This is a genomic window from Phytohabitans kaempferiae, from assembly GCF_042433955.1.
In the GTDB taxonomy this organism is placed as follows: Bacteria; Actinomycetota; Actinomycetes; order Mycobacteriales; family Micromonosporaceae; genus Phytohabitans; species Phytohabitans kaempferiae.
Genome location: NZ_JBHLUH010000071.1, coordinates 67,002 through 91,123 on the forward strand (window position 1 = coordinate 67,002; position 24,122 = coordinate 91,123).

19 protein-coding genes are annotated in these 24,122 nt (G+C 72.6%); 10 read left to right on the forward strand and 9 right to left on the reverse strand.

Annotated features, from left to right (window positions below; all coding sequences use genetic code 11):
• Window positions 1-9 precede the first annotated feature (9 nt).
• The 3 genes from ACFFIA_RS32775 to ACFFIA_RS32785 form a co-directional block, all read right to left on the reverse strand.
• Entirely contained in the window at window positions 10-1,089 is a 1,080-nt protein-coding gene (locus tag ACFFIA_RS32775) for a dihydrodipicolinate synthase family protein (RefSeq protein WP_377258487.1), read from the reverse strand.
• Between the two features lie 11 nt (window positions 1,090-1,100).
• Complete coding sequence (locus ACFFIA_RS32780) at window positions 1,101-2,117, reverse strand: NAD-dependent epimerase/dehydratase family protein (RefSeq protein ID WP_377258490.1); 1,017 nt, start codon at window positions 2,115-2,117, stop codon at window positions 1,101-1,103.
• 260 nt (window positions 2,118-2,377) lie between these two features.
• Window positions 2,378-3,277, reverse strand: a complete 900-nt coding sequence (locus tag ACFFIA_RS32785; RefSeq protein ID WP_377258493.1) for a Gfo/Idh/MocA family protein — start codon at window positions 3,275-3,277, stop codon at window positions 2,378-2,380.
• A gap of 98 nt (window positions 3,278-3,375) precedes the next feature.
• On the opposite strand from ACFFIA_RS32785, the gene ACFFIA_RS32790 reads away from it, so the two are divergent.
• From ACFFIA_RS32790 to ACFFIA_RS32800, 3 genes are all read left to right on the forward strand, one after another.
• Entirely contained in the window at window positions 3,376-4,311 is a 936-nt protein-coding gene (locus ACFFIA_RS32790; RefSeq protein ID WP_377258496.1) for an N-acetylglucosamine kinase, read from the forward strand.
• 49 nt (window positions 4,312-4,360) lie between these two features.
• Entirely contained in the window at window positions 4,361-5,116 is a 756-nt protein-coding gene (locus ACFFIA_RS32795) for a sugar isomerase domain-containing protein (RefSeq protein WP_377258499.1), read from the forward strand.
• A gap of 103 nt (window positions 5,117-5,219) precedes the next feature.
• Entirely contained in the window at window positions 5,220-6,137 is a 918-nt protein-coding gene (locus tag ACFFIA_RS32800; protein ID WP_377258502.1) for an AAC(3) family N-acetyltransferase, read from the forward strand.
• A gap of 144 nt (window positions 6,138-6,281) precedes the next feature.
• On the opposite strand, the gene ACFFIA_RS32805 is transcribed toward ACFFIA_RS32800, so the two are convergent.
• From ACFFIA_RS32805 to ACFFIA_RS32815, 3 genes are all read right to left on the reverse strand, one after another.
• Window positions 6,282-7,010 carry an alpha/beta fold hydrolase gene (locus ACFFIA_RS32805; RefSeq protein ID WP_377258506.1) on the reverse strand — a complete coding sequence of 243 codons (729 nt, stop codon included), beginning with the start codon at window positions 7,008-7,010 and terminating at the stop codon, window positions 6,282-6,284.
• Window positions 7,011-7,375: 365 nt separating this feature from the next.
• Window positions 7,376-8,605 carry a cytochrome P450 gene (locus tag ACFFIA_RS32810; protein WP_377258509.1) on the reverse strand — a complete coding sequence of 410 codons (1,230 nt, stop codon included), beginning with the start codon at window positions 8,603-8,605 and terminating at the stop codon, window positions 7,376-7,378.
• Window positions 8,606-8,802: 197 nt separating this feature from the next.
• A complete protein-coding gene (locus tag ACFFIA_RS32815; protein WP_377258512.1) occupies window positions 8,803-10,065 on the reverse strand; it encodes an acetamidase/formamidase family protein in 1,263 nt (420 codons plus the stop codon).
• A 203-nt stretch (window positions 10,066-10,268) separates the two neighbouring features.
• On the opposite strand from ACFFIA_RS32815, the gene lexA reads away from it, so the two are divergent.
• From lexA to ACFFIA_RS32830, 3 genes are all read left to right on the forward strand, one after another.
• Window positions 10,269-10,928, forward strand: coding sequence for a transcriptional repressor LexA (lexA, locus tag ACFFIA_RS32820; RefSeq protein ID WP_377258515.1), 660 nt, complete (start codon window positions 10,269-10,271; stop codon window positions 10,926-10,928).
• A gap of 541 nt (window positions 10,929-11,469) precedes the next feature.
• Window positions 11,470-12,639: a hypothetical protein gene (locus ACFFIA_RS32825; protein WP_377258518.1), complete on the forward strand. Its 1,170-nt coding sequence runs from the start codon at window positions 11,470-11,472 to the stop codon at window positions 12,637-12,639.
• A 413-nt stretch (window positions 12,640-13,052) separates the two neighbouring features.
• Window positions 13,053-13,583 (forward strand): winged helix-turn-helix domain-containing protein, encoded by a 531-nt coding sequence (locus ACFFIA_RS32830; protein WP_377258521.1) that lies wholly within the window; start codon window positions 13,053-13,055, stop codon window positions 13,581-13,583.
• Between the two features lie 96 nt (window positions 13,584-13,679).
• Here the strand turns inward: ACFFIA_RS32830 and ACFFIA_RS32835 are convergent, their stop codons facing one another.
• The 3 genes from ACFFIA_RS32835 to ACFFIA_RS32845 all read right to left on the reverse strand — a co-directional run bounded on the left by ACFFIA_RS32835 (window position 13,680) and on the right by ACFFIA_RS32845 (window position 19,508).
• Window positions 13,680-18,080 carry a S8 family serine peptidase gene (locus tag ACFFIA_RS32835; protein WP_377258524.1) on the reverse strand — a complete coding sequence of 1,467 codons (4,401 nt, stop codon included), beginning with the start codon at window positions 18,078-18,080 and terminating at the stop codon, window positions 13,680-13,682.
• A gap of 551 nt (window positions 18,081-18,631) precedes the next feature.
• Entirely contained in the window at window positions 18,632-19,336 is a 705-nt protein-coding gene (locus tag ACFFIA_RS32840) for a peptidoglycan-binding domain-containing protein (protein ID WP_377258527.1), read from the reverse strand.
• A gap of 1 nt (window position 19,337) precedes the next feature.
• The gene (locus ACFFIA_RS32845) at window positions 19,338-19,508 is read right to left on the reverse strand and encodes a hypothetical protein (protein ID WP_377258530.1); all 171 of its coding nucleotides are present in this window, start codon (window positions 19,506-19,508) and stop codon (window positions 19,338-19,340) included.
• Window positions 19,509-19,810: 302 nt separating this feature from the next.
• Between ACFFIA_RS32845 and ACFFIA_RS32850 the strand changes: the two genes are divergently transcribed.
• Genes ACFFIA_RS32850 through ACFFIA_RS32865 form a run of 4 tightly spaced genes read left to right on the forward strand, consistent with a single transcriptional unit; the run spans window position 19,811 to window position 23,648 of the window.
• Window positions 19,811-20,179 (forward strand): VOC family protein, encoded by a 369-nt coding sequence (locus tag ACFFIA_RS32850; RefSeq protein ID WP_377258533.1) that lies wholly within the window; start codon window positions 19,811-19,813, stop codon window positions 20,177-20,179.
• Between the two features lie 49 nt (window positions 20,180-20,228).
• Window positions 20,229-21,914: a serine hydrolase domain-containing protein gene (locus ACFFIA_RS32855; protein WP_377258536.1), complete on the forward strand. Its 1,686-nt coding sequence runs from the start codon at window positions 20,229-20,231 to the stop codon at window positions 21,912-21,914.
• Window positions 21,915-21,933: 19 nt separating this feature from the next.
• Entirely contained in the window at window positions 21,934-22,605 is a 672-nt protein-coding gene (locus ACFFIA_RS32860; protein WP_377258539.1) for a response regulator transcription factor, read from the forward strand.
• Window positions 22,602-23,648 (forward strand): HAMP domain-containing sensor histidine kinase, encoded by a 1,047-nt coding sequence (locus tag ACFFIA_RS32865; protein WP_377258542.1) that lies wholly within the window; start codon window positions 22,602-22,604, stop codon window positions 23,646-23,648. Before ACFFIA_RS32860 ends, ACFFIA_RS32865 begins: the two co-directional genes overlap by 4 nt.
• The last annotated feature ends 474 nt before the right edge of the window (window positions 23,649-24,122 follow it).

The window sequence follows — 24,122 nt, forward strand, 5'->3', positions numbered from 1 at the left end:
GGCGTCGCGTCAGCCGGCGAGCCAGCGGTCGAGGTGCTCGGCGATGAACTCGTCGTCGCGCAGCCAGGGGTAGGCGTTCCAGACCCGGTCGATCTCGGCGAGCTGGCCGGGGGACAGCTCCTCGGCCGGGTCGAGGCACCAGCGGCCGGCCAGCAGGCCGTGCCGCCGCAACACCTCGTGGATGCCGGGGATGCAGCCGTGGAAGCCGTTCGCCACGTCGAATATCGCCGCGTTCGCGTCGGTGAGCTGTCCGTCGAGGGCGAGCATCCGGCGCAGCGCCGCGTCGTCACCGGTACGCGCGAGCCGTGCGTCCTCCAGCAGCTCCACCGCCCGGCGTACCCACACCGCCCACTGGCCCAGCAGCCCGCCGACGAAACCGACGTCGACCTGCCGCCCGTCGACCACCACGCGGTGCGGCGTCGCGAGATCGGTGAGGATGTGGTCATCGTTGCCGGTGTAGAGGCTGACCCGGTCGACCGCGCCGGCCCGGCAGACACCGTGCAGCACGTCGAGTGTGCGGTACCGGTCGAAGGGCGCCACCTTGATGCCCACGACGCCCTCGATGGAGGCGAAGCGGGTCCAGAAGGCGCGGGAGAGGTGCCGTCCGCCGACGGCGGGCTGGAGATAGAAGCCCACCAGCGGGAGTATCTCCGCCACCGCGCGAGCCCGGTCGATGAGCCCTTCCTCGTCCATATCGGACACTGGCGAGAGAAGGACCATGTCGTATCCGAGCGAGGCGGCCAACTCCGCCTCGGCCACCGCCTGCGCGGTCGGCCCGCACACTCCGGCGACGAGGACGACCCGGTGCTGGTACTCGCGTGCGGTGGAGACGGCCAGGTCGAGTACGGGAGCGAGCAGGCCGGTGCCGGGGTCGTGGATGGCGAACTGGGTCGTGTGCACGCCGACCGCGACGCCGCCCGCGCCCGCCTCGATGTAGTAACGGGTGAGCGCCCGCTGCCGGACCTCGTCGAGCCGCCGGTTGGCGTCGAGGGCGAGCGGATGCGCCGGGATGACGCATCCACGGCGGAACGTCTCGATCGGGCTGGACTGGGTCTGGAAGTCACCGAGCGCGGTGGGCCATGGTGTCATGCGGGTCACGCTCAGAACCTGCCGTCCCGCCGCTGGAACTGGGTCGGCTTGCCCAACAGGGGAAGGCCGTCGCGTACCCAGTGTGTGGTCCACTCGATCAGGTCGGCGACAGTCACGTCGGGGTAGCCGAAGAGGCGGTGGCACCGCTGCGCGTTGGAGAGCAGCGCGCTGGCCGCCTCCTCGCCGGTGACCCGCGCGGGGAGCCCGGCGACTGCGGCGACCGCGTCGGCGGCCTGCCGTACGGAAACCAGCTCCGGTCCGGTCACGTTGAGCACGAACGGCGGTACGGAGGTGTGCCGCAGCGCGCGGATCGTCACCTCGTTGGCGTACCCCTGCCAGACCACGTTGACGTGTCCGGTGGTGACGTCGACCGGTTCGCCGGCCAGGACCGCACGGGCGATGTCGACGAGTACGCCGTAGCGCATCTCCACCGCGTAGTTGAGGCGGATGAGCGCGGTCGGCGTGGTGTGTGTCTCGGCGAAGTGCTCGAAGATGCGCTCCCGGCCGAGGCAGCTCATCGCGTACTCACCGACCGGTCCGATCGGGCCGTCCTCGGTGGAGCCGCCGGAGGTGACGGGCACCAGCGGGTACACGTTGCCGGTCGAGAGCGCGACGATGCGCGAGCCGCGGTAGCGGTCGGCGACCTGCCCGGGAAGGAACGTGTTGGTGGCCCAGGTGGCGTGCTCGCGCCCCGCGGTGCCGAACTTCGACCCGACGAGGTAGATGACGTTGGGCGCGTCGGGGAGCCCGCCCAGCGCGGCGGGATCGGTGACGTCGGCGGCGATGACGTGCGCGCCGGCCTCGCGGAGCGAGTCGGCCAGCCCGGTGTCGGAGAAACGCGACACCGCCATGACCCGGGCGCCGGTGCCGGCGGCCTCGACAGCTCGCAGCGCCAGCCGGACCAGGCTGGGTCCGAGCTTGCCGCCCGCGCCGAGCACGAGAAGATCGCCGTCGATCTTTCGCAGGTCTTCGACGAGGGCGTCGCGTGGCCGCGACAAGCGCTCCTCAAGCTCGGGCAGGGATCGCATGAACAACCTCCGGCTCTAGTAACGGCCCTGACCGTAAACAGGACGCGGCGGCACTGTCAACCACGTGACCGGTTTCCGGCTCTGGCTGGGAGATGGCCGCGGCGCGCGGGCCTTCCGACTGGCTCGCGCCGGTGGCCGCGCCTGCGCCGGTTGGCGGCGCGGGTCGGGAGGTCGGTGGCGGCGTGCGGGGCTACGGGGCGGCTTGGGTCGGCGCCGGTTTCCGGGCGGACTGGGACGTTGGTTGCGGCGCGCGGGCCCGGTCAGGCGGTGGCTCGGGCCGCCGTGAGCACCTTCAGGATGGCCTGTGTCTGCGGCCACGGCACCGGGCTCGGCTGCCCCGCGACCATCGCGAGAAACGCCTCGACCGCGCCGCGGTAGCCCAGCGCGTGCCGCGGGTCGTCGCCGCCCTCCAGCGTCACCGTCGCGGTGGTGGCCGGGCCGTGCACGGCGACCTCGTACGCCTCGCCGCTCCCGCTCGCGAGCACCTCCACGATGCCGACCGGCCCGCCCTCCCAGGCCAGCGTCAGCAGTGCGGTGTCCTCCGACCGCAGCGACCGGTAGTGCCGGCGCGCGGTGACCGCGCCGACCAGCCGTACGTCCGGCCCGAACAGGGCCACCAGCAGCTCGACCCCGTGCACGCCGAGCAGCACCAGCATGCCGCCCCCGGCCTCGGGGTCGTCCTGCCAGGGGTTGTTTCCGGCCGCCCAGAACCGGGCGTCGTGGCGGACGGTGACCCGTGCGGCCAGCGGCGGCTCGGCCGCGTCGAGGTCGGCGCGCAGGCGGGTGAACGCGGGGGCGAACCGCAGCACCGAGCTGCTGAACACGAGCTCGGGCGCGGCGGCCACCACGTCGTCGAGCTCGGCGAGCTGGTCGGCGGTCGCCGCCGCCGGTTTGTTGACGAAGCAGGGCACGCGCAGGTCGAGCACGTGCCGGAGGGCGGCGGGCACCTGGGGTGTCGGCACCGTGAGCATGACGCCGTCGGGGCGCGTCGCGAGGAGGGAGGTCAGGTCGGGCAGCACGTCGACCTGCGGATGCTCGTCGCGAAAGCGCTGGAGGCGAGCCGGATCCGGCTCCCAGACGGCCAGCTCACAGTGCTCGCGCAGCGTGCTCGCGTCGGTGTATGGGTGACTGGTCGCCAGTCCGGCCAGCGCGATCCGCACCCTGGCTCTCCTTAGCTGACAAGCTCCAAGATTCGCGGCAAACTCTACTCCACCTGGCCCGTTGATTTCCGGGGCTGACCGAAATTACGATACGTCCCGTGTCCCCGCACGACATCGTGATCGACGCCGGTCAGACCGGCCTCCGGCTGGGCGTGGCGGCCCGCGGGGCGATCCTCACCCGGGCGCCCGAGCGCGCCGGCCCGAGCTACCTCGACGGCGGCGCGGCCGACTCGGTGCTGCGGGCGGTGCGCGCGGCGGCCTCCGCCCTGCCCGCGAGCGGCGGTGCCGTGTCGACCGTCTGCATCGGCCTGGCGACGGTGCTGACGTCGCCCGGCGCGTACGGCGAGCTCGCGGCCACGTTGCGCGACGACTTCGGTGCCGCGCGGGCGATGGTGACCGGTGACGTCGTGACCGCGCACGCCGGCGCGCTCACCGGGCGGCCCGGCGTGGTCCTCGCCGCGGGCACCGGCGCGATCGCGCTGGGCATCACCGCCGCCGGCCGCCACCGCCGGGTCGACGGCTGGGGCTACCTCCTCGGCGACGCGGGCGGCGGCTCGTGGATCGGCCGCCGCGGGCTCGACGCGGCCGTGCGGGGCCACGACGGCCGGATGGGCGCCGGGGCACTCACCGCCAGCGCCGAGCAAACGTTCGGCGACCTCGCGACCCTGCCCGAGCGGCTCTACGGCGCGCCCGACGCGGTCCGCCAGATCGCCGGCTTCGCCCGGTCGGTGCTCCGCCTTGCCGCCGAGGGCGAGCCGCACGCCACGGCCATCGTCGCGGAGGCCGGCACCGAGCTCGCCCGCACCGCCGCCGCCGCGGCCGCCGACTTCGACCCGGGCGACGGCGTCGGCGTCTCCTGGACCGGCGGGCTGCTCGCCGACGCCGGGCTGCGCGAGGCGTTTCTCGGCGGGCTCTCCCGGCTGCGCCCCGACGCGGTGCCGCTGCCGCCGGCGGGGGACGGGCTCGCCGGGGCGGCGCTCCTGGCCGCTGACCCCGGCGGGTACACCGGTCTGTTGCAGGCGCTCGTCCAATGAGGAGCGCGCGAGGCGCCTTTCCCACCACCTTCGACAGAACGGGCACACGATGACCGACACGGCACGGGACACCTTTCTCGCCGCCGCGCTCGACGCGGTACGGCAGCTCGCCGACAGCCAGGCGGACGCGATCACCCGCGGCGGTGAGCTGATCGCGGCGGCGCTCATGAAGGGCGGCGTGCTGCAAGCCTTCGGCACCGGCCACTCCCGCGCCGTGGCGCTGGAGCTGACCGGCCGGGCCGGCGGGCTGGTGCCCGCCAACCAACTGGCCATCCGGGACACCGTCTACTACGGAGGCGAGCCGGTCGAGTCCATCCTGGACCCCCTGGTGGAGCGTGACCTGAGCCTGGCGCACAGGATCTGGCAGCTCGCCGACATCCGGCCCGAAGACATCTTCGTCATCATCAGCCAGTCCGGCGGCAACGGCTCGGTCGTGGAGATGGCGCAGCTCGCCAAGTCACGGGGCCACACCGTCATCGGGCTGACCTCGATGGCGCACACCAGGCGCATCACCTCCCGCCACCCCAGCGGGCTGCGCCTGGCCGACCTGGCAGACGTGGTCATCGACAACGGCTCGCCGTACGGCGACGCCGCCGTCCCGGCCGGCGGCGAGACGATCGGCCCCCTTTCGACACTCACCGGCGTGCTCGCCGCGCAACTCCTGGTGGCCGAGGTGGCCGACCGCATGGCGGCCGCCGGCGTCCGGCCGCCGGTGCTGCGATCGCTGAACGTCCCGGACACCGAGAAGCACAACGATCTGCTGCTGGCCCGCTACGCGGGACGGGTACGACTCGGCGACGCGTGACCGCGCCGTCACATCCTCGGTCGGCACCGTTTGCCGGCACTCTATGCACGTCCGGCAAGCCGTCACGCGGTAAGGGGCACAGTGACGTCGCGCGGAAAACGCCATGCGGCTGACCTGCGACATGACCGATGATGCGGCGGTGGCCGAGGAGATGGTGACAGCTACCGCGATGCCTCAGACGCGCGAAGGGCTCGCCGGCGATCTGGCCGCCCTGGGTGTTCGGCGTGGGTCGGTGCTTCTGGTGCACTCGTCGTTCAAAGCACTGGGCTGGGTCTGCGGCGGGCCGGTCGCCGTGGTTCAGGCGCTGCTCGACGCGCTCGGCCCGCAGGGCACGCTGGTCGTGCCGACGCACACGCCGGACAACACCGATCCCGCCGGCTGGCGGCATCCGCCGGTGCCCGAGTCGTGGTGGCCGGTGATCCGGGCGCACACGCCCGCGTTCGACCCAGGGCTGACCCCGAGCCGGTGGATGGGCGTGGTCGCGGAGACGGTCCGCACGTGGCCGGGCGCGCGGCGCAGCGACCATCCGCAGGTTTCGTTCGCGGCCGTCGGACCGGCCGCCGAGGCTGTCGTTGCCGGCCACCAGCTCGACGAGATGCTGGGTGAGCGCTCGCCCGTCGGCGCCGTCTACCGGATGGACGGCGACGTCCTGCTGGTGGGCGTGGGGCATGGCAGCAACACCTCGCTGCACCTGGCCGAGTATCGGCTGCCGGACCCACCGCGTCGATGGGAGGGCTCTGCCGTGCGCGCCCCCAGCGGCGGTGCCGGGCGTGGCCCCAGCGACGCCGGGCTTGCCCGCGGCGGCGGTGCCGGACGCGCCTCCGGCGGCGGGACGTGGGTCCGCTGGCAGGACGTCGACACCGACGAGGGCGACTTCGATCAGGTGGGCGCGGCCTTCGAAGCCGGAGGGGCCGTGCGCGTCGGGCTGGTCGGCGGGGCCGAGTGCCGGCTGATACGCCAGCGCGCACTCGTCGACTTCGCGGTGGACTGGCTCGGCAGCCATCGGTGGCCAGCCCGGTAGTGGCCTTGCCGTGCGCTGTCCGCGAGGCAAGGGGAAGCGCCGTCGGGCGGCCAGCCGGTCGTGGCCTGCCGCCGGGCTGTCCGCGGTGAGCGGAGCGCCGGCTAGCAGGCCCACGCCACGGCGCCGGCGACCACGGGGAGGCTGTCAGCGGTACGGAGTGAGAAGTGGCAGCAGGGCGGCCGGGTCTTCGGCGTGCGCGTTGTGGCCCAGGCCCGGGAGGTCGACGGGGCCGGGCACCAGTGCGGCCAGGTGCGCCGCGCTGACCATCGGATCGTGCTCGCCACGTGCCAGGACCACCGGGACCGGGGCGGTGGCCAGCAGTCCGGCCAGGCCGGGCTCGCCGACGCCGAAGGCGCGCGGGTCGAACGTGGGGCGCCAGCCGTCGCCGTCCCGTACCACCGCGGCGTCCAGGCCCGGGCCTGCCGGGTCGACCAGCCCGTCGAGGCCGGCGACGCGCAGGTGGCGGCGAACCGCCTCGTCCCGGGTCTCGAACACCGTCGCGGGGCGGGCGGCCAGCGCGGCGGCCTTCGCCAGTTCGTCGGCGGTCCAGGCGACCTTGATGCCGAGCCCGATGACGGCGCGTACGCCCGGCCGGCCGGCCAGGTGCAGCCCGATCACGCCGCCGAAGGAGTGCCCGACGATCACCGTGCCACGCGGGTCGACGAGGCCGGCGACGGCCTCGGCCACCGCGGCGAACGAGTACGCCGGGAGTGCCGCGGAGCCGCCGTGGCCGGGCAGGTCGGGGGCGATCCAGGCAGCCGGGCCGAGCAGGTCGGTGAGGTCGCTCCACACCTCGCCGGTGGCGCCGAGACCGTGCAGCAGCAGGACCACCGGCGGCTCGGTGCCGCCGGCGCGTACCCGGAGATCCGTCATCCACACAGCATCGCCCACCGGCCGCGGGCGTGGTCAATCCGGTCAGTCGGTCAGTGCCAGCCACAGATCGCCGCGGCCCTCGATGTGCGCGGTGGGCCGGGCGGCCCGGCAGCCTTCGAGCCGGCGGGGCGGCGCCCATCCACCCTGGGACGCCGCCTGCCGCCGGTCGCTGGTTCGCCCGGTGTGGCGCACGGCCGTTTGCCGACCGCCGTACGCCGCACCCCCGATATCCGGGCGACCGTGGCATTGTGCCCCGCGATCTTTGCGCTTCACTTGTGCTCGTCTTGAATGCCCAGCTCAGAGCCGCTTTCCGAGTCTCGCCGGCGGGCGTGGGCGCTCCGAGTCCCGGCTTGACGGGCCGAGGGTCACCAGCGCAGTTCGAGCGCGAGCGGGCCGCGTACGTTGATCGACGGTTGCAGCCGGACGGTCTGCTCCGGCGCGAGGCGCGGATCGGGAAGGCGCTCGACGAGCGCCTGGAGCGCGATGCGGGCCTGGGCGCGGGCCAGCGACGCGCCGACACAGGTGTGCACGCCGGCGCCGAAGCCGAAGTGGCGACTCGGCGTCCGGGTCACGTCGAAGCGGTCGGCATCGGGGTAGCGGCTCTCGTCGCGGTTGGCGGAGGCGAAGACGAGCAGCACGTCCGCGCCCTCGGGGATCCGCACGCCCGCGACCGTGGCCGCCCCGGTGGCGCGGCGGAAGATGGTCGGCACCGGCGCCTCGAACCGCAGCACCTCCTCGACCGCGTTGGGCAGCAGCTCCGGCCGCCGGCGCAGCAGGTCCCACTGGTCCGGATGGCTGAGCAGGACCCGCACGGCGTTTCCGATGGTGTCGGTCGTGGTGATGTGGCCGGCGCCGATGGTGCCGCAGATCGTCCCGACCAGCTCGGCCTCCTGGTCGACGGTGAGTGGCCCGGCGCCGGGGGCGAGGGCGGTGACGACATCGCTGATGAGGTCGTCTTCCGGGGCCGCGTGCCGCTGGCGTACGTACCCGCCCACCAGGTGCTGGAAGGCGACGAACTCGCGGGCCGCGCGCGCCTCCTCCGCCTCGGTCAGGTCGGCGCTGCCCAACTGGAAGAGGGACTCGCTGCCCGACTTCGCCGTCGCCACGTCGCCGGGGGCGATGCCGAAGAGGTCGGCGGCGGTGGCGACCGGCAGCGGGGAGGCGTACCGGGAAATCAGGTCGGCCCCACCGTCGGCGGCGAACGACTCGACCAGGGCGTCGGCCCGCCGCCGGATCGCCGGTTCGAGCGTCTTGACCGCCCCGGGCGCGAGGCGCTTGGCGTACGGGGCGCGGAACCGACGGTGGGTCTCCCCGTCGGAGGTGACGTGATCCGGCTTCGGCGGGTAGCCCTCGGCGAACGCGGCGTACGTCGCCGGGTACAACTCGCGCACGGGCCGGAGGCTGTTGGCCGAGGAGAATGCCACCGGGTCCTTGAGGATCGCATCGATGTCGTCGAAGCGCGTGACGACCCAGGCGTCCAGCCGCGGCGAGTGGAACACCGGCTCGGTGCGGCGGGCCTGGGCGTAGAAGGGGTACGGGTCGTCGAGGTGTGTGCCCAGCGGGTCGTAACTCTCCGCGAACTGGCTGCTCGTCATGTATCGGCTCCTCGGCGGGTCTGATTCGGCGGATCGGGCCGGCCGTGCGTTCGCCCTTGGCCCAACGAGGATGAACCACTCGCTGGTGGCCAGCAACAGCCCTTTGCCCGGACCTGGTCAGAAAACGGAGCGGCGGGACGGACTGTCAACGATGGACAGCCATCCCGCCGCCTCGGGCCGCGGTCGAGGTCGGATCGTCAGCGGCGGCGGCCCTTGAAGACGCTCTTGGGGATGTAGCCGGTCACGACCTGCGTGCGGTCCACGACCTCGGCGTTGTGGTAGTTCACCGCGATCGAGGCGAAGGAGTACGCCTTCGGCACGGTCAGGCCCTGCGTGGTGACGAGGAAGTCGACGGTCTTCTCCACCGCGATGCGCATGGCGCGGTCGAGGTCCCAGTGGATGCCCATCATGATCCAGTGGTCGTCGGTCTCGGCCCAGGGCAGCTCGGTCGCCACCTTCTTCATGACCGTGACGCGGAACGTGCCGGAGAGCGAGTGTTCCACCGCCGTGCCGCTGACCTCGCCGTCGCCCTGGCAGCTGTGCGGGTCGCCGATGAAGATCTGCGCGCCGGGCTGGAAGACCGGCAGGTAGAGCGTCGTGCCGACGTTGAGGTCGCGGACGTCCATGTTGCCGCCGAACTTGCCGGGCGGCGTCGAGCTCTGCACGCCGGTGGCGGGCGGCGGGGCGTCCTCGGTGTTGCCGATGAACTCGCCCGTCGGCGGGGCGACCGCGATGATGCCCATGAACTTGTGCGTCGGGATGATGATGTCGTCGGCGAAGAAGACGACCTCCTGCCCGCGGAACATGCCGGTGCGGTAGAGGTGGGTGCGGACGTCGGGCCAGACGCCGGCGGGCAGGCCGGGCGGGATCTCGGCGGGGATGTCGAGGCCCGCGTCGCCCTCGCGCCAGCCAGGGTAGAAGGTGGCCATGACGCCACCGGTCGGCGCGGTGTTGTTGAAGCCGTAGGGTACACGCGTGTCGATGTCGAGGATGTCGATCGCGATGGTGTCGCCTGGCTCGGCGCCCTCGACGTAGATCGGGCCGGTCAGGACGTGCCCGCCGTACTGCCGGCCGGTCGCCTGGCGCTCGGGCAGCGTCTGCCAGAATGCGAGCCCGTCGCGCAGGATGTCGCCCGGCTTGACCCCGAACGCCCCGAAGTAGTCGCGGGGGTTGACGGCCGGATTGGTGAAGCCCTGGTGGGAGAGTGCGTCGACGCGGACGGTCTGGCCCGAACGCATGGTGAGGCCGGGCTCCCAGCCGATCGGGAAGCCGCCCCAGTGCAGGTTGTCCGGGGTGGACTTGAGGTGGTGGTGCCACTTGGCGCGCTTGGGGCCGCCGCGGCTGCCGTTGCCGGCGGGCGCCGCCTGCGCGGGGGCGGCGACGCCGGCCGCGACGGTGGCGGCCAGACCGGCGGCCAGCACGCTTCTCCGGCTCGCCGAACTCCAGTGGTTGGGGGACATGGTGACTCCCATCGCTGACGGGGGACGTGGCGGGGCGTTCCGATGATCAAGGGGTCGGTACACCGTCGCCGTCCGGTGTTTCAGGCGCGTGACACTTCTGCAAATCCGGTGTGCACGCAGCCGAGAGAACCCGCCCCCACCAGGCACGGCCGGTGCACGGGCCGGGCCGAGGTCGGCGTGGCTTGCCGCGCCCGGGGCGTACGATGAGTGACCATCTGAGGGTGCTGGCTGAAGATCTCGACACCTCTACGCTCACCCCACGGCAGCGGGGCATCCTGACCGTCATCCGCGACTGGGCGGTCCGCTACGGCTACCCGCCATCCACACGCGAGATCGGCGACGCGGTCGGGCTGGCGTCGACGTCGTCGGTCAGCCGGCACCTGCGCGTGCTGGAGGAGCTCGGCTTCCTGCGCCGGGGGCGTACCGCGACCCGCCCGGTCGACGTCCGCATGTTCCTGGAGACGGTCGACCGGCGGGAAGACGATCCCTCGACCGTCGGCGTGCCGCTGGTCGGCTCGATCGCCGCGGGCACGCCCATCCTCGCCGAGGAGTCGCCCGAGGAGACGCTCACCCTGCCGCGGGACCTGGTCGGGCGGGGCAACCTCTTCTGCCTGCGCGTGCGGGGCGACTCGATGATCGACGCGGCGATCTGCGACGACGACATCGTGGTGGTGCGGCAGCAGAGCGAGGCGTACAACGGCGACATCGTGGCCGCGATGATCGACGACGAGGCGACCGTCAAGGTGTACCGCCGCCGCGGCGGCCATGTGCTGCTGGAGCCGCGCAACCCGGCGTACGACGTCATCGACGGCGACCGCGCCGTGGTGCTGGGCAAGGTCGTCTCGGTCCTGCGCCGCGTGTAGGCGGGCAAGGCCCCTCAAGAGAAGGATCTGGGCTACCGCGATGTGCGCCGCGCTCCAGACCGCCGCTCCCGCGGCCTCACCCTGCGCGGTCACAAACGCTTGGCGTGCGTGGCGATTTCTTGACCCCACACAGGGTCAACTTTTCGCCACGCACGCGTGACCCCCGGCTCGGCACGCCGAGACACCGCCGCCGGCGATGCGGATGATATCAACGATCACTTTTGCCGTGTCGCCACGGCACGAGCCGTCCGCTTCGAACGTAGGCCCTATCCGGACTGGCGTCCACACGACGGTCGCACGCCTCCGGTACCCGGAATGGCGATTTCCCTGGTGTTCGCGGAGTGTCGTGAGTGGACAACGCGGGCTTGAGATTCCCGTCACGCGGAGTCTCCTTGACACTCCGGTCGGTGGTTATGAAGACTCGACCGCAACGGGGATCCAATCATGTCGATCGCATATGTGTGTATCGGCGTGGTTTCGTTTCCCCGTGCGGCACAACGACTGACGTCACTGCGGATCGGGGGATCACGTGGGCAGTTCGGTGAGACGTGTCATCAATCGCCTGGTAGTGCCGGTGCTGGCCGCGCTGGTGGTGCTGGGCACGGGAGGGCCGGCCTTCGCGGACGCGCAGCCGGGCGGAAAGCTCTTCGTCGGCGGCTCGTTCGGCACCGCCGGCGCGACCACGGCCACGAGCATCGCGGCGTGGGACGGGGTCGACTGGTCGGGGCTGGTCGGGCCAAACGGCGAAGGCGCCGACTCGACGGTCACCGCCATGACCATGTACAACGGCAAGCTCATCGTCGGCGGCTCGTTCATCGAGGCGGGCGGCGAGACGGTGAGCGGGATCGCGTCCTGGGACGGCACCGACTGGGAGCCGTTCGTCAGCCCTTCCGGAGCGGTGGGCGTGACGGTGGCGCCGCTGGGCTTCGTCAGCTCGCTGGTCGTCTACAACGGCGACCTGTACGCGGGCGGCATGTTTCCGCGTGCTGGCGGCACGGTCGACGTCAACAACATCGCCCGGTGGAACGGCGCCGAGTGGTTCGCGCTGCCCGGACCGTCGGGCGCGGTGGGCACCGAAAACCACGGCAGCGTGATCGCGCCGGTCTGGGACCTGACGGTCGTGGACGGTCTGCTGATCGCGGCCGGCGAGTTCACCTCCATCGGCGGGGTGGCCGTCAACAGCGTCGGCGCCTGGAATGGCACCACCTGGTCGTCGCTCAACCAGCCGATCGCGGACGCGACCATCATGGCGGTCACCTCGTTCAACGGGCGGCTGGTGGCGTCGCGCAGCTACGTCGTCGACAACTTCAACGTGGGCGACGTGGTGTGGCGCGACGGCGGCCAGTGGTCCGTGCTCGGCGGCGACCCGCAGGGCCGGATGAACGGCTCGCCCCGCGACCTGATCGTCCACAATGGCAACCTCATCGCCGGCGGCGAGTTCACGCAGGCCGCGGGCATCACCGTCAACCGCGTCGCGCAGTGGAACGGCTCCGCCTGGTCAGCCCTCTCCGGTCCCTCGGGGACGGGCGCCAGCGGCACGGTCCACGCGCTGGCCAGCCACGCGGGCTTCCTGTTCGTGGGCGGTGCCTTCGGCCAGGCGGGCGGCGTGACGGCAAACAACATCGCTCGGTGGAACGGCAGCGCGTGGTCGGCGCTGGCCGGCTCCGCAAACGGCACCGACAGCATCGTGCTGGAGCTGCTGTCCACTTAGGAACAATGAGGTGACCAGGAGCGGCGGCCGTCGCGCGACGGCCGCCGCTGCGCCGTGCGTCAGTCACCTCCGACCGCTGCCGGCCGCGGTCGCCGCGCCGGAGACGCCCTGCCATGCCGGGCAGCTTGGGTCGGCGGCGAAACACGGCGGACCCTGATGATCCACTTCTGCCGGCGGCGTTCGGTGCTGTCGGGAATGCGCCATGACGCATTGATGCCACTCGCCGTAGCCCTGTCGTGACGCATTCTTAGCCCAGAGCTGGGCGCCGGCCTGAGTGGGCCGAGGCCCCCTAAACCATGCCCAAGAGGGCTTATCCACCAAACTGGTGTGATCTAAATATTTAACTAGGTCGTGATGAAGCGTCACTAAGGTGCGAAGCCAATGATCGACACCGCGCGGGGAAGGGGTTGGGGATGAGCGGAGACCTGGCCGTGCCATTGATCATCGGGATCGCTCCGTCGGCGGCGGAGCGCAGGCAGCTCGCCGAGCTGCTTGGGGGGACCCAGGCGTTCCTCATCGTCGCGAGCGTGGAGCAGGCGAGGGAGTTCCTGGACGCGGCCGTGCCCCGCACGGCGGCGCCGGTGACCTCCGGCGGGGCGGCCGGCGCCGCACCGACCGCACCCCCCGAGGAGGCCCGCGACGACGAGCCGCGGCGACCGCCCGACCTGAGCGTCGACTCCGACCGGCGGGTCCTGCGGTGGCTGGACCGCGAGGTCGACCTGACCCGGCTGGAGCACGACTTCCTGCACCGGCTGCTCGGCGCGCCGGGACAGGTGTGGACGTACGAGCGGCTGCACCAGGAGGTGTGGGGCAACGAGCACCTCGGCCGAGGCTCCGACATCCACTCGGTCGTCCGGCGAGTGCGGCGCAAGCTCGCCGGGCTGGAGGCGACCGCCACCATCCACTCGGTCCGCGGCGTCGGCTTCCGCCTGACCCCCGCCTGATCGCGCCGCCTGGCGGCGGCGAGGCGCGAGAGACGGAGCGGCCCCGCCTGGCCGGAAAGCCAGGCGGGGCCGGTGTCCGTACTCAGCGGTCAGGCGTCAACAGCGGATGGGGGAGAGCGCGAAGTCCTCCACCGTGGGCGTGCTGGTGTTGATCCTCGTCTGGCGGGTCTGCGGCTTCCAGCCGTCCTTCGCGACGATCAGCGTCAGCGGGTTGTTGCGACGGTCCATCCAGTAGGCGTACTTGCCCTGGGCGTCGGTCGCGAACGTCCACGAGCTGGCCCACGAGTCGACCTGCACGACCGCGCCCGAGATCGGCGCGCTCGCACCCTGGCAGTCGGTCCCGGTGACCGTACCCATGAGCTTGCCCCAGGTCGTCGGAGGCTGAACCTCCATCGTGACCTGGACCGGCGGAACGCTGTAGGGCGTGTTCTCGCCGATCTGGATCGAGCCGGTGTACGTGCCGGGCTGGTCGACGTTCGCCGCCATGCCGACGGAGACCGTGACCTTCTCACCGGGCGCCAGCGTGGCCGAGGTCTTGTCGATCGTCAGCCAGCTCACGTCCGCGCCGCCCTCGGCGCACTCCTCGAAGCCGGGCAGCGCCTCGCTGTCGGGCGTGGCGTTGAACTGTCCCGAGGAACCACCGATCTTGTAGAACCCGCACGCCGCGCCGCCGCGGTACCGGGCGGTGTTGGCGTTCGGCAGGGCGGACCAGGTGTTGGTGCCGGGGTCGTACGCGAAGCCCGCGTTGGAGATGACCCCGCCCTGCGAGCCGCCGACCACCAGCAGCCGGCCGTTGGCGACCGCGAACGAGCTGGCCCAGTTGTCGACCGGTGCGTCGGCGACCGCGGTCCAGCTGCCGCTGCCCGGGTCGAAGGCGTAGCTGGAGCGCTGCGCCACCGAGCCGTCGTTGCCGCCGGTGCAGTACAGGATGCCGCCGATCCCGCCGCAGGAGGCGAACGCCACCGACTTGGGGTAGTCGGGGAGCGTCTCCCACGTGTCGCTGCCCGGGTCGTACCGGACGACGTCGTTGGACATCGGCGTGCAGCCCGAGGTCGTGCAGCCGCCGACCGCGTACAGCTTGCCGTCGACGACCCCCTGCCCGGCCGCCGAGCGCGGCACGGGGTTGTCGGCCTTCTCCGACCACGAGTTCGCGGCCGGGTCGTACGACCAGGTGGTGCCGTCCGGGCCGGCCGAGCCCCAGCCGCCGGTAGCGATGATCTTCCCGCCGATCACGCCCACCGTCATGGCGTTGCGCGCGCCCGGCAGGTCGGCGATCGGCGCCCAGGTCTGCGCGACCGGGTCGTAGACGAAGTTCTTCGCCGTGGAGGCGGAGCCGTTGCCGCCGCCGATCGAGTAGATCTTCCCGTCCAGGCTGACGACCCGGTTGTCCATCACGTTCGCCGGATAGTCCGCGATGTCGGTCCACGGCGCGGCCTGCGGGCCGGTCGCCGCCGCCGGCACCGCCGCCGCGCCCATCGCCGCGTGGGCGGCGAACGACGTGGGCACGTCGAGCCGCTGCGCCGGCGCCCCTGCGGCACCGAGGACCTGCTCCCGGGTCATCCGCGACCCGTCGGCCCGCAGCAGCTCGACCCCGCCGTCCTGCTCGCCGAACGTGACGTCGACCGGGGCGCCGCCGGTGTTGGTCACCGTGAACGTCTTGGTGACCTTGCCGGTGGGCATCCGGAGCTTCGCGTTCAGCGCGCTCGGCTGTACGGCGAGCCGGCCGGCCCCGAGCTGGAAGCTCTCGGAGGTGACCCAGTCCGCCTCGACGTCGATCTCCTTGGTCTGGCTCACGAAGTTGCCGGCCTTGGCGCTGAAGGGGTGGCTCCCGGTCAGCGACGAGAACAGCCAGTAGAAGCCGTCCTGGAGCCCGGTGTCGTCCGGCGTCGCGGCGCTGGTCGCCGTCTCGGCCGGCCGATGCACGCTGGCGACGGTGGCGCCGTTGACGAAGCCGTTGGTGTTCTGATCGCGTACGTGGCCGACCAGCAGGCCGCCGTTGACCGGCACGCAGGTCACCTCGCTGCCGATCAGTACGTTGTCGACTCCCCACCACCACTCGAACGTGGCGTCGTAGTAGTGGAACCGGACCTGGACCCGCGCCTGGCCCGCGGCCTGCGGGATCGGGATCTGGGTGACCCGCGGCCCGCGTACGTCGGCCGCCTGCCGGAGCACGTTCGTCCAGGTGGTGCCGCCGTCGAGGCTGAGGTCGACGTCGGCCCGGTCGGTGCTCAGCCAGTTGTAGTCCTGGTTGAAGCGGATCACCGGGGCGGCGACGTCGGTCAGGTCGACGACCGGGCTGACCAGCGAGGTGTCCTGCCGCCCGCCGGCGCCGTAGTCGTCACTGTCGATCATGGCGAAGTTGCCCGTGCCGCCGGTCAGGTTGCCCCGCGCGCCGTCGTCGGTGAACTTCCAGACCTGGCCCGTACCGATGTGGTCGACGACGGTCCAGCCGGCGGGCACCGTGGTGCCGTCGAAGGTCTCGTACACGCCGTCCGAGCCGTACTCGTAGCCGGGCGCGGTGGAGCAGGCGTTCGACGCGACCGGTACCGCCACGTTGCTCACCACGTTGCGGGAGCCGACCACGACATCCCTGGTGATGGTCTGGTAGCCGGGGTACTGCGGCTGGACCGTCAGGGAGTACGTCGCGCCGGCCGGCAGCGTGACGCTGTAGCGGCCGTTGACCGGGTTGGTGTAGTCGGAGACGCCCGACGGCCCCGCGACCGTCACCTTGGCGTAGAGCGGCCAGCCGTGGCCGGAGCCGTCGGTGACCGTGCCGCTCACCGTGACCTGGGGCACCGGGGTCAGCGCCACGTCGAGCGTCGTGGTGTCCCCGGTGGTGACCGTCGCCGGCACCGTCCTGCTCTCGTAGCCGAAGAGCGAGACCGCGACCTGGTACTGCCCGGTCGGCAGGAGCGAGGTGTACTTCCCGTCGGTCCCGGTGGTGAGCTGGCGCTCGGCCGGGCCGGTGAGGGCGAGGGTGGCGCCGGAAAGCGGGCTGCCGGTGGCCGCGTCGGTCACCGTGCCGGCCAGCGTGCCGTTGTCGCCGATCGGGGCGGCGTCGAGGAGCGCGAGCGCGTCCAGCCGTCCCTCGCCGTACACGTTGTTGTCGGCGGCGGTGCCACCGCACTGCGCGTCGGCCTTGTCGATCGCGGTGCCGTTGAGCAGCGCGCGCGTATCTGCGACCTCGCCCAGCAGCGCGGGAGCCGCCGACCAGAGCAGCGCCACCGTACCGGCCAGGTGCGGCGAGGCCATCGAGGTGCCGTTGGCGGTGCCGTACGTGTTGCCCGGCAGACTCGACCGCACGTTGACGCCCGGCGCCGAGATGTTGGGCTTGATCTCACCGTCCTGCCCGGCGCCCCGGCCGGAGAAGCCGGCGATGTTGTTGCTGACGTCGTACGCGCCGACGGAGTAGTTGACGATCCGGCTGCCCGGCGAGCCGCTGGTCTGGCAGGCCGAGCCGCTGTTGCCGTTGGACCAGGAGCCGAAGATGCCGGAGGCCTCCCAGGCCAGCGTGACGTCCTCCATGAACGGGTCGTTCGACGGGACGCGCGATCCCCAGGAGTTGTTGATGATGTTCGGGCGCTTGCTCGCGTCCGGGTTCTCCCCGTTGAGGTCGGTCGGCTCCAGCATCCACTCGCCGGAGACGACGAGCGCGTTGTCGCTCGGGCAGCAGCCGTTCGCGGCGATCCACTTCACCGCGGGCGCGACACCGATCTGGTTCGCCCCGTCGGCGCCGGCCATCGTGCCCATCGTGTGCGTGCCGTGGCCGTCGTCGTCGCAGGGCGCGCCGTCGCAGGCGTCGGCGGCGTCGAACCAGTTGTAGTTGTGGTCGAAGGTGCCGTCGCCGTTGTTGCCGCGGTAGGAGCCGACCAGCGCCGGATGGTCGAACTGGACGCCACTGTCGATGTTGGCGATCGTGATGCCCTCGCCCCGGACGCCGTACTGGGCCCAGACGTCGTCGGCGTTGATGTTCGCGATGCCCCACTCGACGGCGTTCGGCGCCATCTGACTCGTGCCCGGAGCGAGTTCGGGCAGCTCGTACGCGACCGGCGCGTAGAGCCCTTCGACCTCGCCACGGGCGGCGATCTGCTGCGCCATGGTGGCGGGCCCGCTGCTGACCTTGATGGCGTTGGTCGCCCAGAACGCCTGGTACTTCACGCCCGCGGCGTCGAGCTCGGCGCGGACCTTGGCCTGGCTCTCCGCGGCGGTCTTCCGCAGTGCGGCCGCGACCGCGGTGCCGCGTTCGGTCCAGTCCTTGATCGCGCTGGCCTTGCTCAGGTCAGCCCTGGCGGCGAAGCGGATCCAGAAGTCCGCCTCGCTCTTGGCCTGGAACTGCTTGCTCAGCTCCGGCCGGATCTTCCCGGACGCGGCCGAGCCACCGGGCGCGGCCTGCGCGGCCGAGCCGGTCGCGGCCAGGCCGGTGGCGGCCAGCGCCAGGGCGGCGCCGGTACTGACCAGCGATCTGGCCAGGCGCCCTCGGCGGGTACGTCTCAACATCGATGTTGCCTCCCCTAGTGAACGGAGCCGGGGGAGCCCTCCCGTGCCGATGAGACCGGGACAGGTGAACCCTCCGTGCCCCAGGGCGCCGCGCGGATCTCGCCGGTAGCCCGGTTGGACACTAGAGATCGCCGAAGAGATCGATCAAGGACAGTGCGTCAGCAAACTGTCACCAAAACGTGAGCAGGACCGAGGTCTGCCCGATTCGCCTTGCTACGGGGGACGTGGCCCGCCTATGATCCAAACGTTCACATCCTTGGATCTTTTGGGATGCGAGAACGACGACCGCAGGCCGCGCCGCGGGCCCGATGGCAAGGGTCCGGCAGTCCGGTCCGGCTCTGGCAGGTCTCACGCACCACCGGTCGTCGGCGTGTGGCACCGCCGGCACCGCCCAGGTGGGCTTCGACCACCTGGCTGCCCTGCGACACTGCCCCGGAGCGGGCGGACGCGACGGCTGGCCGGGCCCGGGAGCCCGACCAGCCGTTGGCCGGTGCGGTGGCCGGTGTGGTCACCCGTGCCGGCGAAGCCGGCCAAGGTCAGCGGCCACCGCGCTAGCGGATGGCGTTGAGCAGCGGCCAGGTCTTCGCGCCGCACATGCCCTGGCCCTGGAGGCCGCGGGCCTTCTGGAAGGCGATCACGACCTTCTCGGTCTGCTCGCCGTAGCTGCCGTCGACCGCCAGCGGCTTGCCGCCGAGGACGGCGTGCTTGTTCTTCGCGGCGAAGTTGAGCCGCGCCTGGATCCACTTCACGTGGTCGCGCTTGGGGCTGCCCCGGCCGACCGGCGAGCCCGGGTAGGGACGGTCGGCGACCCCGATCGGCGCCGCGCCGGGCGTGCCGCCGCCCAGGCCCTCGGCGAAGCCCAGGGACTTGAAGAGCCCTTTCCACTGCCCGGTGGCGAAGCGCCGGCCGACCCTCCTGCCCTCGGCCGCGCAGAGGATCCCGGAGACGAAGCCGGAGCAGTCGCCGCCGCGGCCCGGCGGTGGCGGCTTCGGCACCGGTACCCCGCCCCAGACGTAGCGCTGGCCCACGCACCGGTCGGCCCACTCCTTGGCCGCCTGTGCCTGCGCGTCGGTCAGTACGCGGTGGAAGCGGTGCTTGAAGAGCGGATGCGACGCGCCTCGGGCGGCCGAGCCCTTCAGGCAGCCGCGCCCGCCGCGGCTCTCGTAGTTGACCCCGCCGAGCGTGCAGGCCACGTGCCCGATCCCGGACTTCATCTCGTGCGGGTAGACGATCCCGATCTGAAGCAGCTTGGCCACGTCAACTCACCTCCGCCTCGGGGTCGTCGGTCTCCGGGTCCGCCTGACTCTCCCGGATGGCGTCCAACTCGTCGGCGCCGAAGTCCTCGTCTTCCGGGGCCTCCTCGCCGACGTCGACGTCCTCGTCGAACAGATCGACATCCGCGGCCGCGGACCTCTCCTCATCGGTCATCCTCGCCTCCCTCCGAGGCTCTGAATCGCTTGTGAGCGTGAGCCTCGCGAGGCATGGCCGGCAATCGCCTAGCCGACAGACGACCCCCGCGGGAGGTCGGCCGGGCGGTGGTGATTTTCGAGGCTGGCGGACGAGTATCGGCACGCCCTCGGCGACCTCCGCCCCGGCGGGCGGAGGTCGCCTACCGCCACCGCCAGTCGGCCTGCCTCCAGCAGCGGGATCATCGTGAACGCCCAGTCGGTCAGGCCGCCGAACGTGTGCCGGTTGGTGCCGGCCCAGCCCGCGGGGGCTAGCGTGTGGCCGTGCGACTGAACCACCTCGGCCTGCCCGTGCGCGACCCCCAGCGCAGCCTCCACTTCTACGCGGCGTACTTCGGCTTCGACCCGGCCACGGCGCGGCGCTACCCCGACGGCACCGTCATCGTCCGTGACGCCGCCGGCTTCGACCTCGCGCTGCACGCCGTCGAGGCGGTGGGCGAGCTGCCGGCGTTCCTGCACTTCGGCTTCCGGCTGCCGCGTCCCGACGACGTACGCGCGCTGCTGCTGCGGCTGAAGGCCGACGGCGTCGAGGTCGTCGAGGAGGACGACGAGCCGGAGTACACCGCCTTCAAGTGCCTCGACCCGGACGGGCACCGCGTGGAGGCGTACTGGGAGCCGCCCGCCATCGCGTAGCCGGGCTCGTTTACACCTCGTTCACCGGGGCGCTCCTAGCTTCGGCGGCATGACGAAGAGGTACCTGGCGATCCTCGCCGTGGCGGCGCTTCTCGGGCCGGCGGCGTGCACAGTGGACGACCCCGGCCCGGAGGCGTCGCCGGCCCCCGGTCGGGCGTGCCCGCGCGAGCTGGACGCCGCGTTCAGCGCGTGGGCCGGCGCCGGCTTCAGCGGCTCGATCGCGGTCGCGACCGGAGACCGCTTCGACTGCCTGGCCGCGTACGGCTCGGCCGACGACGCCACCGCCACGCCCAACACCGTGGAGACGGTCTTCGACATCGGGTCGATCAGCAAGTCGTTCACCGCCGCGGCGATCCTGCACCTGGCCGACGAGGGGAAGCTCACGCTCGACGACCGGGCCGGCGCGCTGCTGCCGGAGCTGCGCGGTCCTGTGCGGGAGGCGACGGTGCGGCACCTGCTGCTGCACACCAGCGGGCTGAACGGTACGCACGGCAACGACTCCACGCCGCTGAGCGAGGAGGCGGCCCTCGCCGCGATCGGGCGGCTGGAGGTGGTCGCCCGCCCCGGAACGCGCTACCTGTACTCCAACGCTGGTTACACTCTGTTGGCGTTGATCGTCGACAAGGTGTCGGGCTCGCCCTACCGGGACTACGTGGTGTCGCACATCCTTCCGCTGCCCGACGGCCGGCTCGCCGGTGGCTTCTGGCACGGCCGGCCAGCCGCGCCGGGTCCGCGCGCCGTGGGCCACCTCGACGGCGGCGGGACCGGCGCGCGCGGTGACTTCGCGGGGCCGTACTGGGCCGTGGAGGGCAACGGCGGCCTGGCGATGACCACGCGTGACCTGGCGAGCTGGATACACGCGCTCTTCACCGGCGCGGTCCTCTCGCCCGGCTCGACCGAGGCCATCGCCACGCCCGGTCAGCCGATCGGCGGCGGGCGCGGCGAGACCCCCGGCTGGGTCGCCTACGACGAGTCGCGGTACGGGCAGCCGTTTCTGGCCGCGGCCGGTGGCGGGGGCGAGGTCGGGCACAACGCGGTCGTCGTGTGGCTCCCGCGCGAGCGGCGCACGATCGCGATCGCCGCCAACAAGCCGAAGGTCTCCGCCGAAGGGCTCCTGGAGGCGATCGGCCCGGCACTGGCGCGGGGCGAGCCGCTGCCGACTCCCAGCGGGCCGGCCGGGCGGAGCGACCTCGCGGCAGCCGCCGGCGAGTACACGTTGGACAGTGGTGGCTCGTTCCAGGTGACCGTCCGCGACGGCGGCCTGGCGGTGACCGCGGCCGGTGCCGACGCGGTGGCCGCGCTCTTCCCGCCGCCCGCCGGCGTCGCGGCCGGCGACCTGCGCGGGCACGAGGAGCGCGTGCGGGCGCTGCTCGCCGGGCAGACCCGGGAGGGGCGCGCCGAGCGGGCGGCGGTCGAGTCGGCGTTCGGCCCGCTCAGCGGTGTAGCCGTCGTGGGGACGATCGCCGCCGGGGGCGAGCTGCGCACGTACGTCGCGGTCACCGCCGGAGGGCAGGAGGTCCTTGGCTGGTACGCGGTGAACGAGGCGGGCGGCGTCGAGGCGGCGGAGGTACCGGCCGGCGAGCCGCCCACGCTGCGTCTCCTCCCGTCCGGCGACGACCGGTACCACCCCGACGACCCCACGGGCGCGGGTCCGGCGGTGACGGTGGCGTTCGCGGGCGGGCGGATGACGGTGACCGGGCCGGGCGGGTCGGCCACCGCCGAGCGCGCGGGCTGAACGGAGGCGGGGCGGCGGCATGCGCATCCTTCTGGTGGAAGACGACCCGGACCTGGCGGAGGTCGTCGCCCTCGGCCTGCGCAACGAGTCGTACGCGGTCGACCTCGCCGGTACGGCCGGTGCCGCGGAGGAGCACCTCCGCACGACCGCGTACGACGTCGCCTGCCTCGACCTCGGGCTGCCCGACGGCGACGGGCTCGACCTCGTCCGCCGCCTCGGCCACGACCCCGAGCTGCACCGCCCGCGGCGGCTGCTGGTGCTGACCGCCCGGGACGCGGTCGCCGACCGGATCGCCGGCCTCGACGCCGGCGCCGACGACTACCTGGTCAAGCCGTTCCACTTCACCGAGCTGACCGCCCGCCTGCGCGCTCTCTCCCGCCGCGCCGACGAGCGGGGCACCACGCTGCGGGTCGGCGACCTGGTGCTCGACCTCGCCACGCACCGCGCGTGGCGGGCCGGCGTGCCACTCGCGCTGACCGCGCGGGAGTACTCGCTCCTGCGCTACTTCATGCACCATCCCGGCACCGTCCTCTCCGCCGAGGACCTGCTGGAACACGTGTGGGACGCGCACGCCAACCCGTTCACCGCGTCGGTGCGGGTCATCCTCAGCCGCCTGCGCCGCAAGCTCGGCGAGCCCTCGCCGATCGCCACCGTCCCGCAGGTCGGCTACCGGCTGGAGGTGGAGCCGTGACCCGCCCGTGGCGCTCGTTGCGGGTACGCCTGGCGACGCTCGGCCTGCTCGCCATCTACCTGCCCGCGCTGCTGCTGTTCGGCGTGATCCTGGCGACCGACACCGAGGTGGTGGTGGAGACTGGCGCTCCGGCCGCGTCCACGCGCCACCTCTCCGGCTGGCCGCTCGCCACGCTGATCGCGCTCGGCCCGGTCGCCGCCGCGCTGGCCTGGTGGTGGGCCGGCCGCGCGGTGCGCCCCCTGCACCGCGTGCGGGCGGTCGCCGAGGACATCGAGGCTACCGACCTCAGCCGCCGCATCGGCCTCGACCGAGGGCCGGTCGAGGTGACCGCGCTGGCGGCGAGCTTCGACGCGATGCTCGACCGCCTCGAGGCCGCCGCGGTGACCCAGCGCCAGCTCGTCGAGGAGACCAGCCACGAGCTACGCCTGCCACTGTCGGTGCTGATGACGAACGCCGAGGTGCTCCTCGCCCACCCCGCGCCCACCGTCGAGGTCTACCGCCACGGTCTGGAACGCTCCCGGGCCGCCGCCGACCGTCTACAGCGGACGCTCGACGAGCTGCTGGCCGACGCGCGCGGCCGGGCCCGCACCATCAACCGCCAGCCGGTGGAGCTGGCGGCCGTCGTGCGCGCGCTCGTCGCCGACGCCGCCGTGCTCGCCGCGGCCCGCGACGTGACCATCGCCGTCGCCGGGCCGCCCACCGCCGAGTGCCGGGTCGACGAGCCGACGGTACGGCGCGCCGTCTCCAACCTCCTGGACAACGCGATCCGGCACGCGCCCGACCGCTCTACTGTGGACGTCCACATCGAACGGAGCGGGGGATGGGTCGCGGTCACCGTCACCGACCACGGCCCAGGCGTACCGCCGGACCAGCGGGAGCGGATATTCGAGCGCTTCTGGCGCGGTGGCCACAGCGGTGCGGGCAGCGGGCTCGGCCTGCCGATCGCCCGCCAGGTCGCCCAGGCACACGGCGGCGACGTGTCCGTGACCTCGCCGGGGCCCGACGGCGACGGCGCGGCCTTCCGCCTGACGCTCCGCCCCTGACCGGTCTCGGCTGAGAACGCCACCGACCGGATCTCGTCGCCTCCTTCACCGTCGACCATGTACAGCGCCGTTCGTACGGCCTGTCGGAGCGGCTTTACGACTCAGCGATGGCCACCCTGCCCGGACATGAGCTGGGCCCGGCGTCGCCAGACCAACAGCGCGATCCAGCCGCGTTTCGCCCTCCAGTGAGGTTCAAGGGTCGAGGTGGTCGCGTGGCTGGGCCGCGTTCGGACCTGGTGCCGTCTGTGGGAGAAGCTGTCGAGCTGGGCGCACCGGTGCGCCCAACCCCCGGGACGGTCGCCGGATGCGCGGCTGGTGGTCCGGATGCGCGGCTGGTGGGCCAGCCGCGCCGGACCTCGGCGGGTGCGGGTGCGTGGGCGTTGTCGGGGACATTGCCCTTTCAGACCGGCCGCAAGGTAGTGCTTTGTCATGATCTTCGTTGGCGTCTGTCTTCGGTTCCGTTGCGGTAAGCGG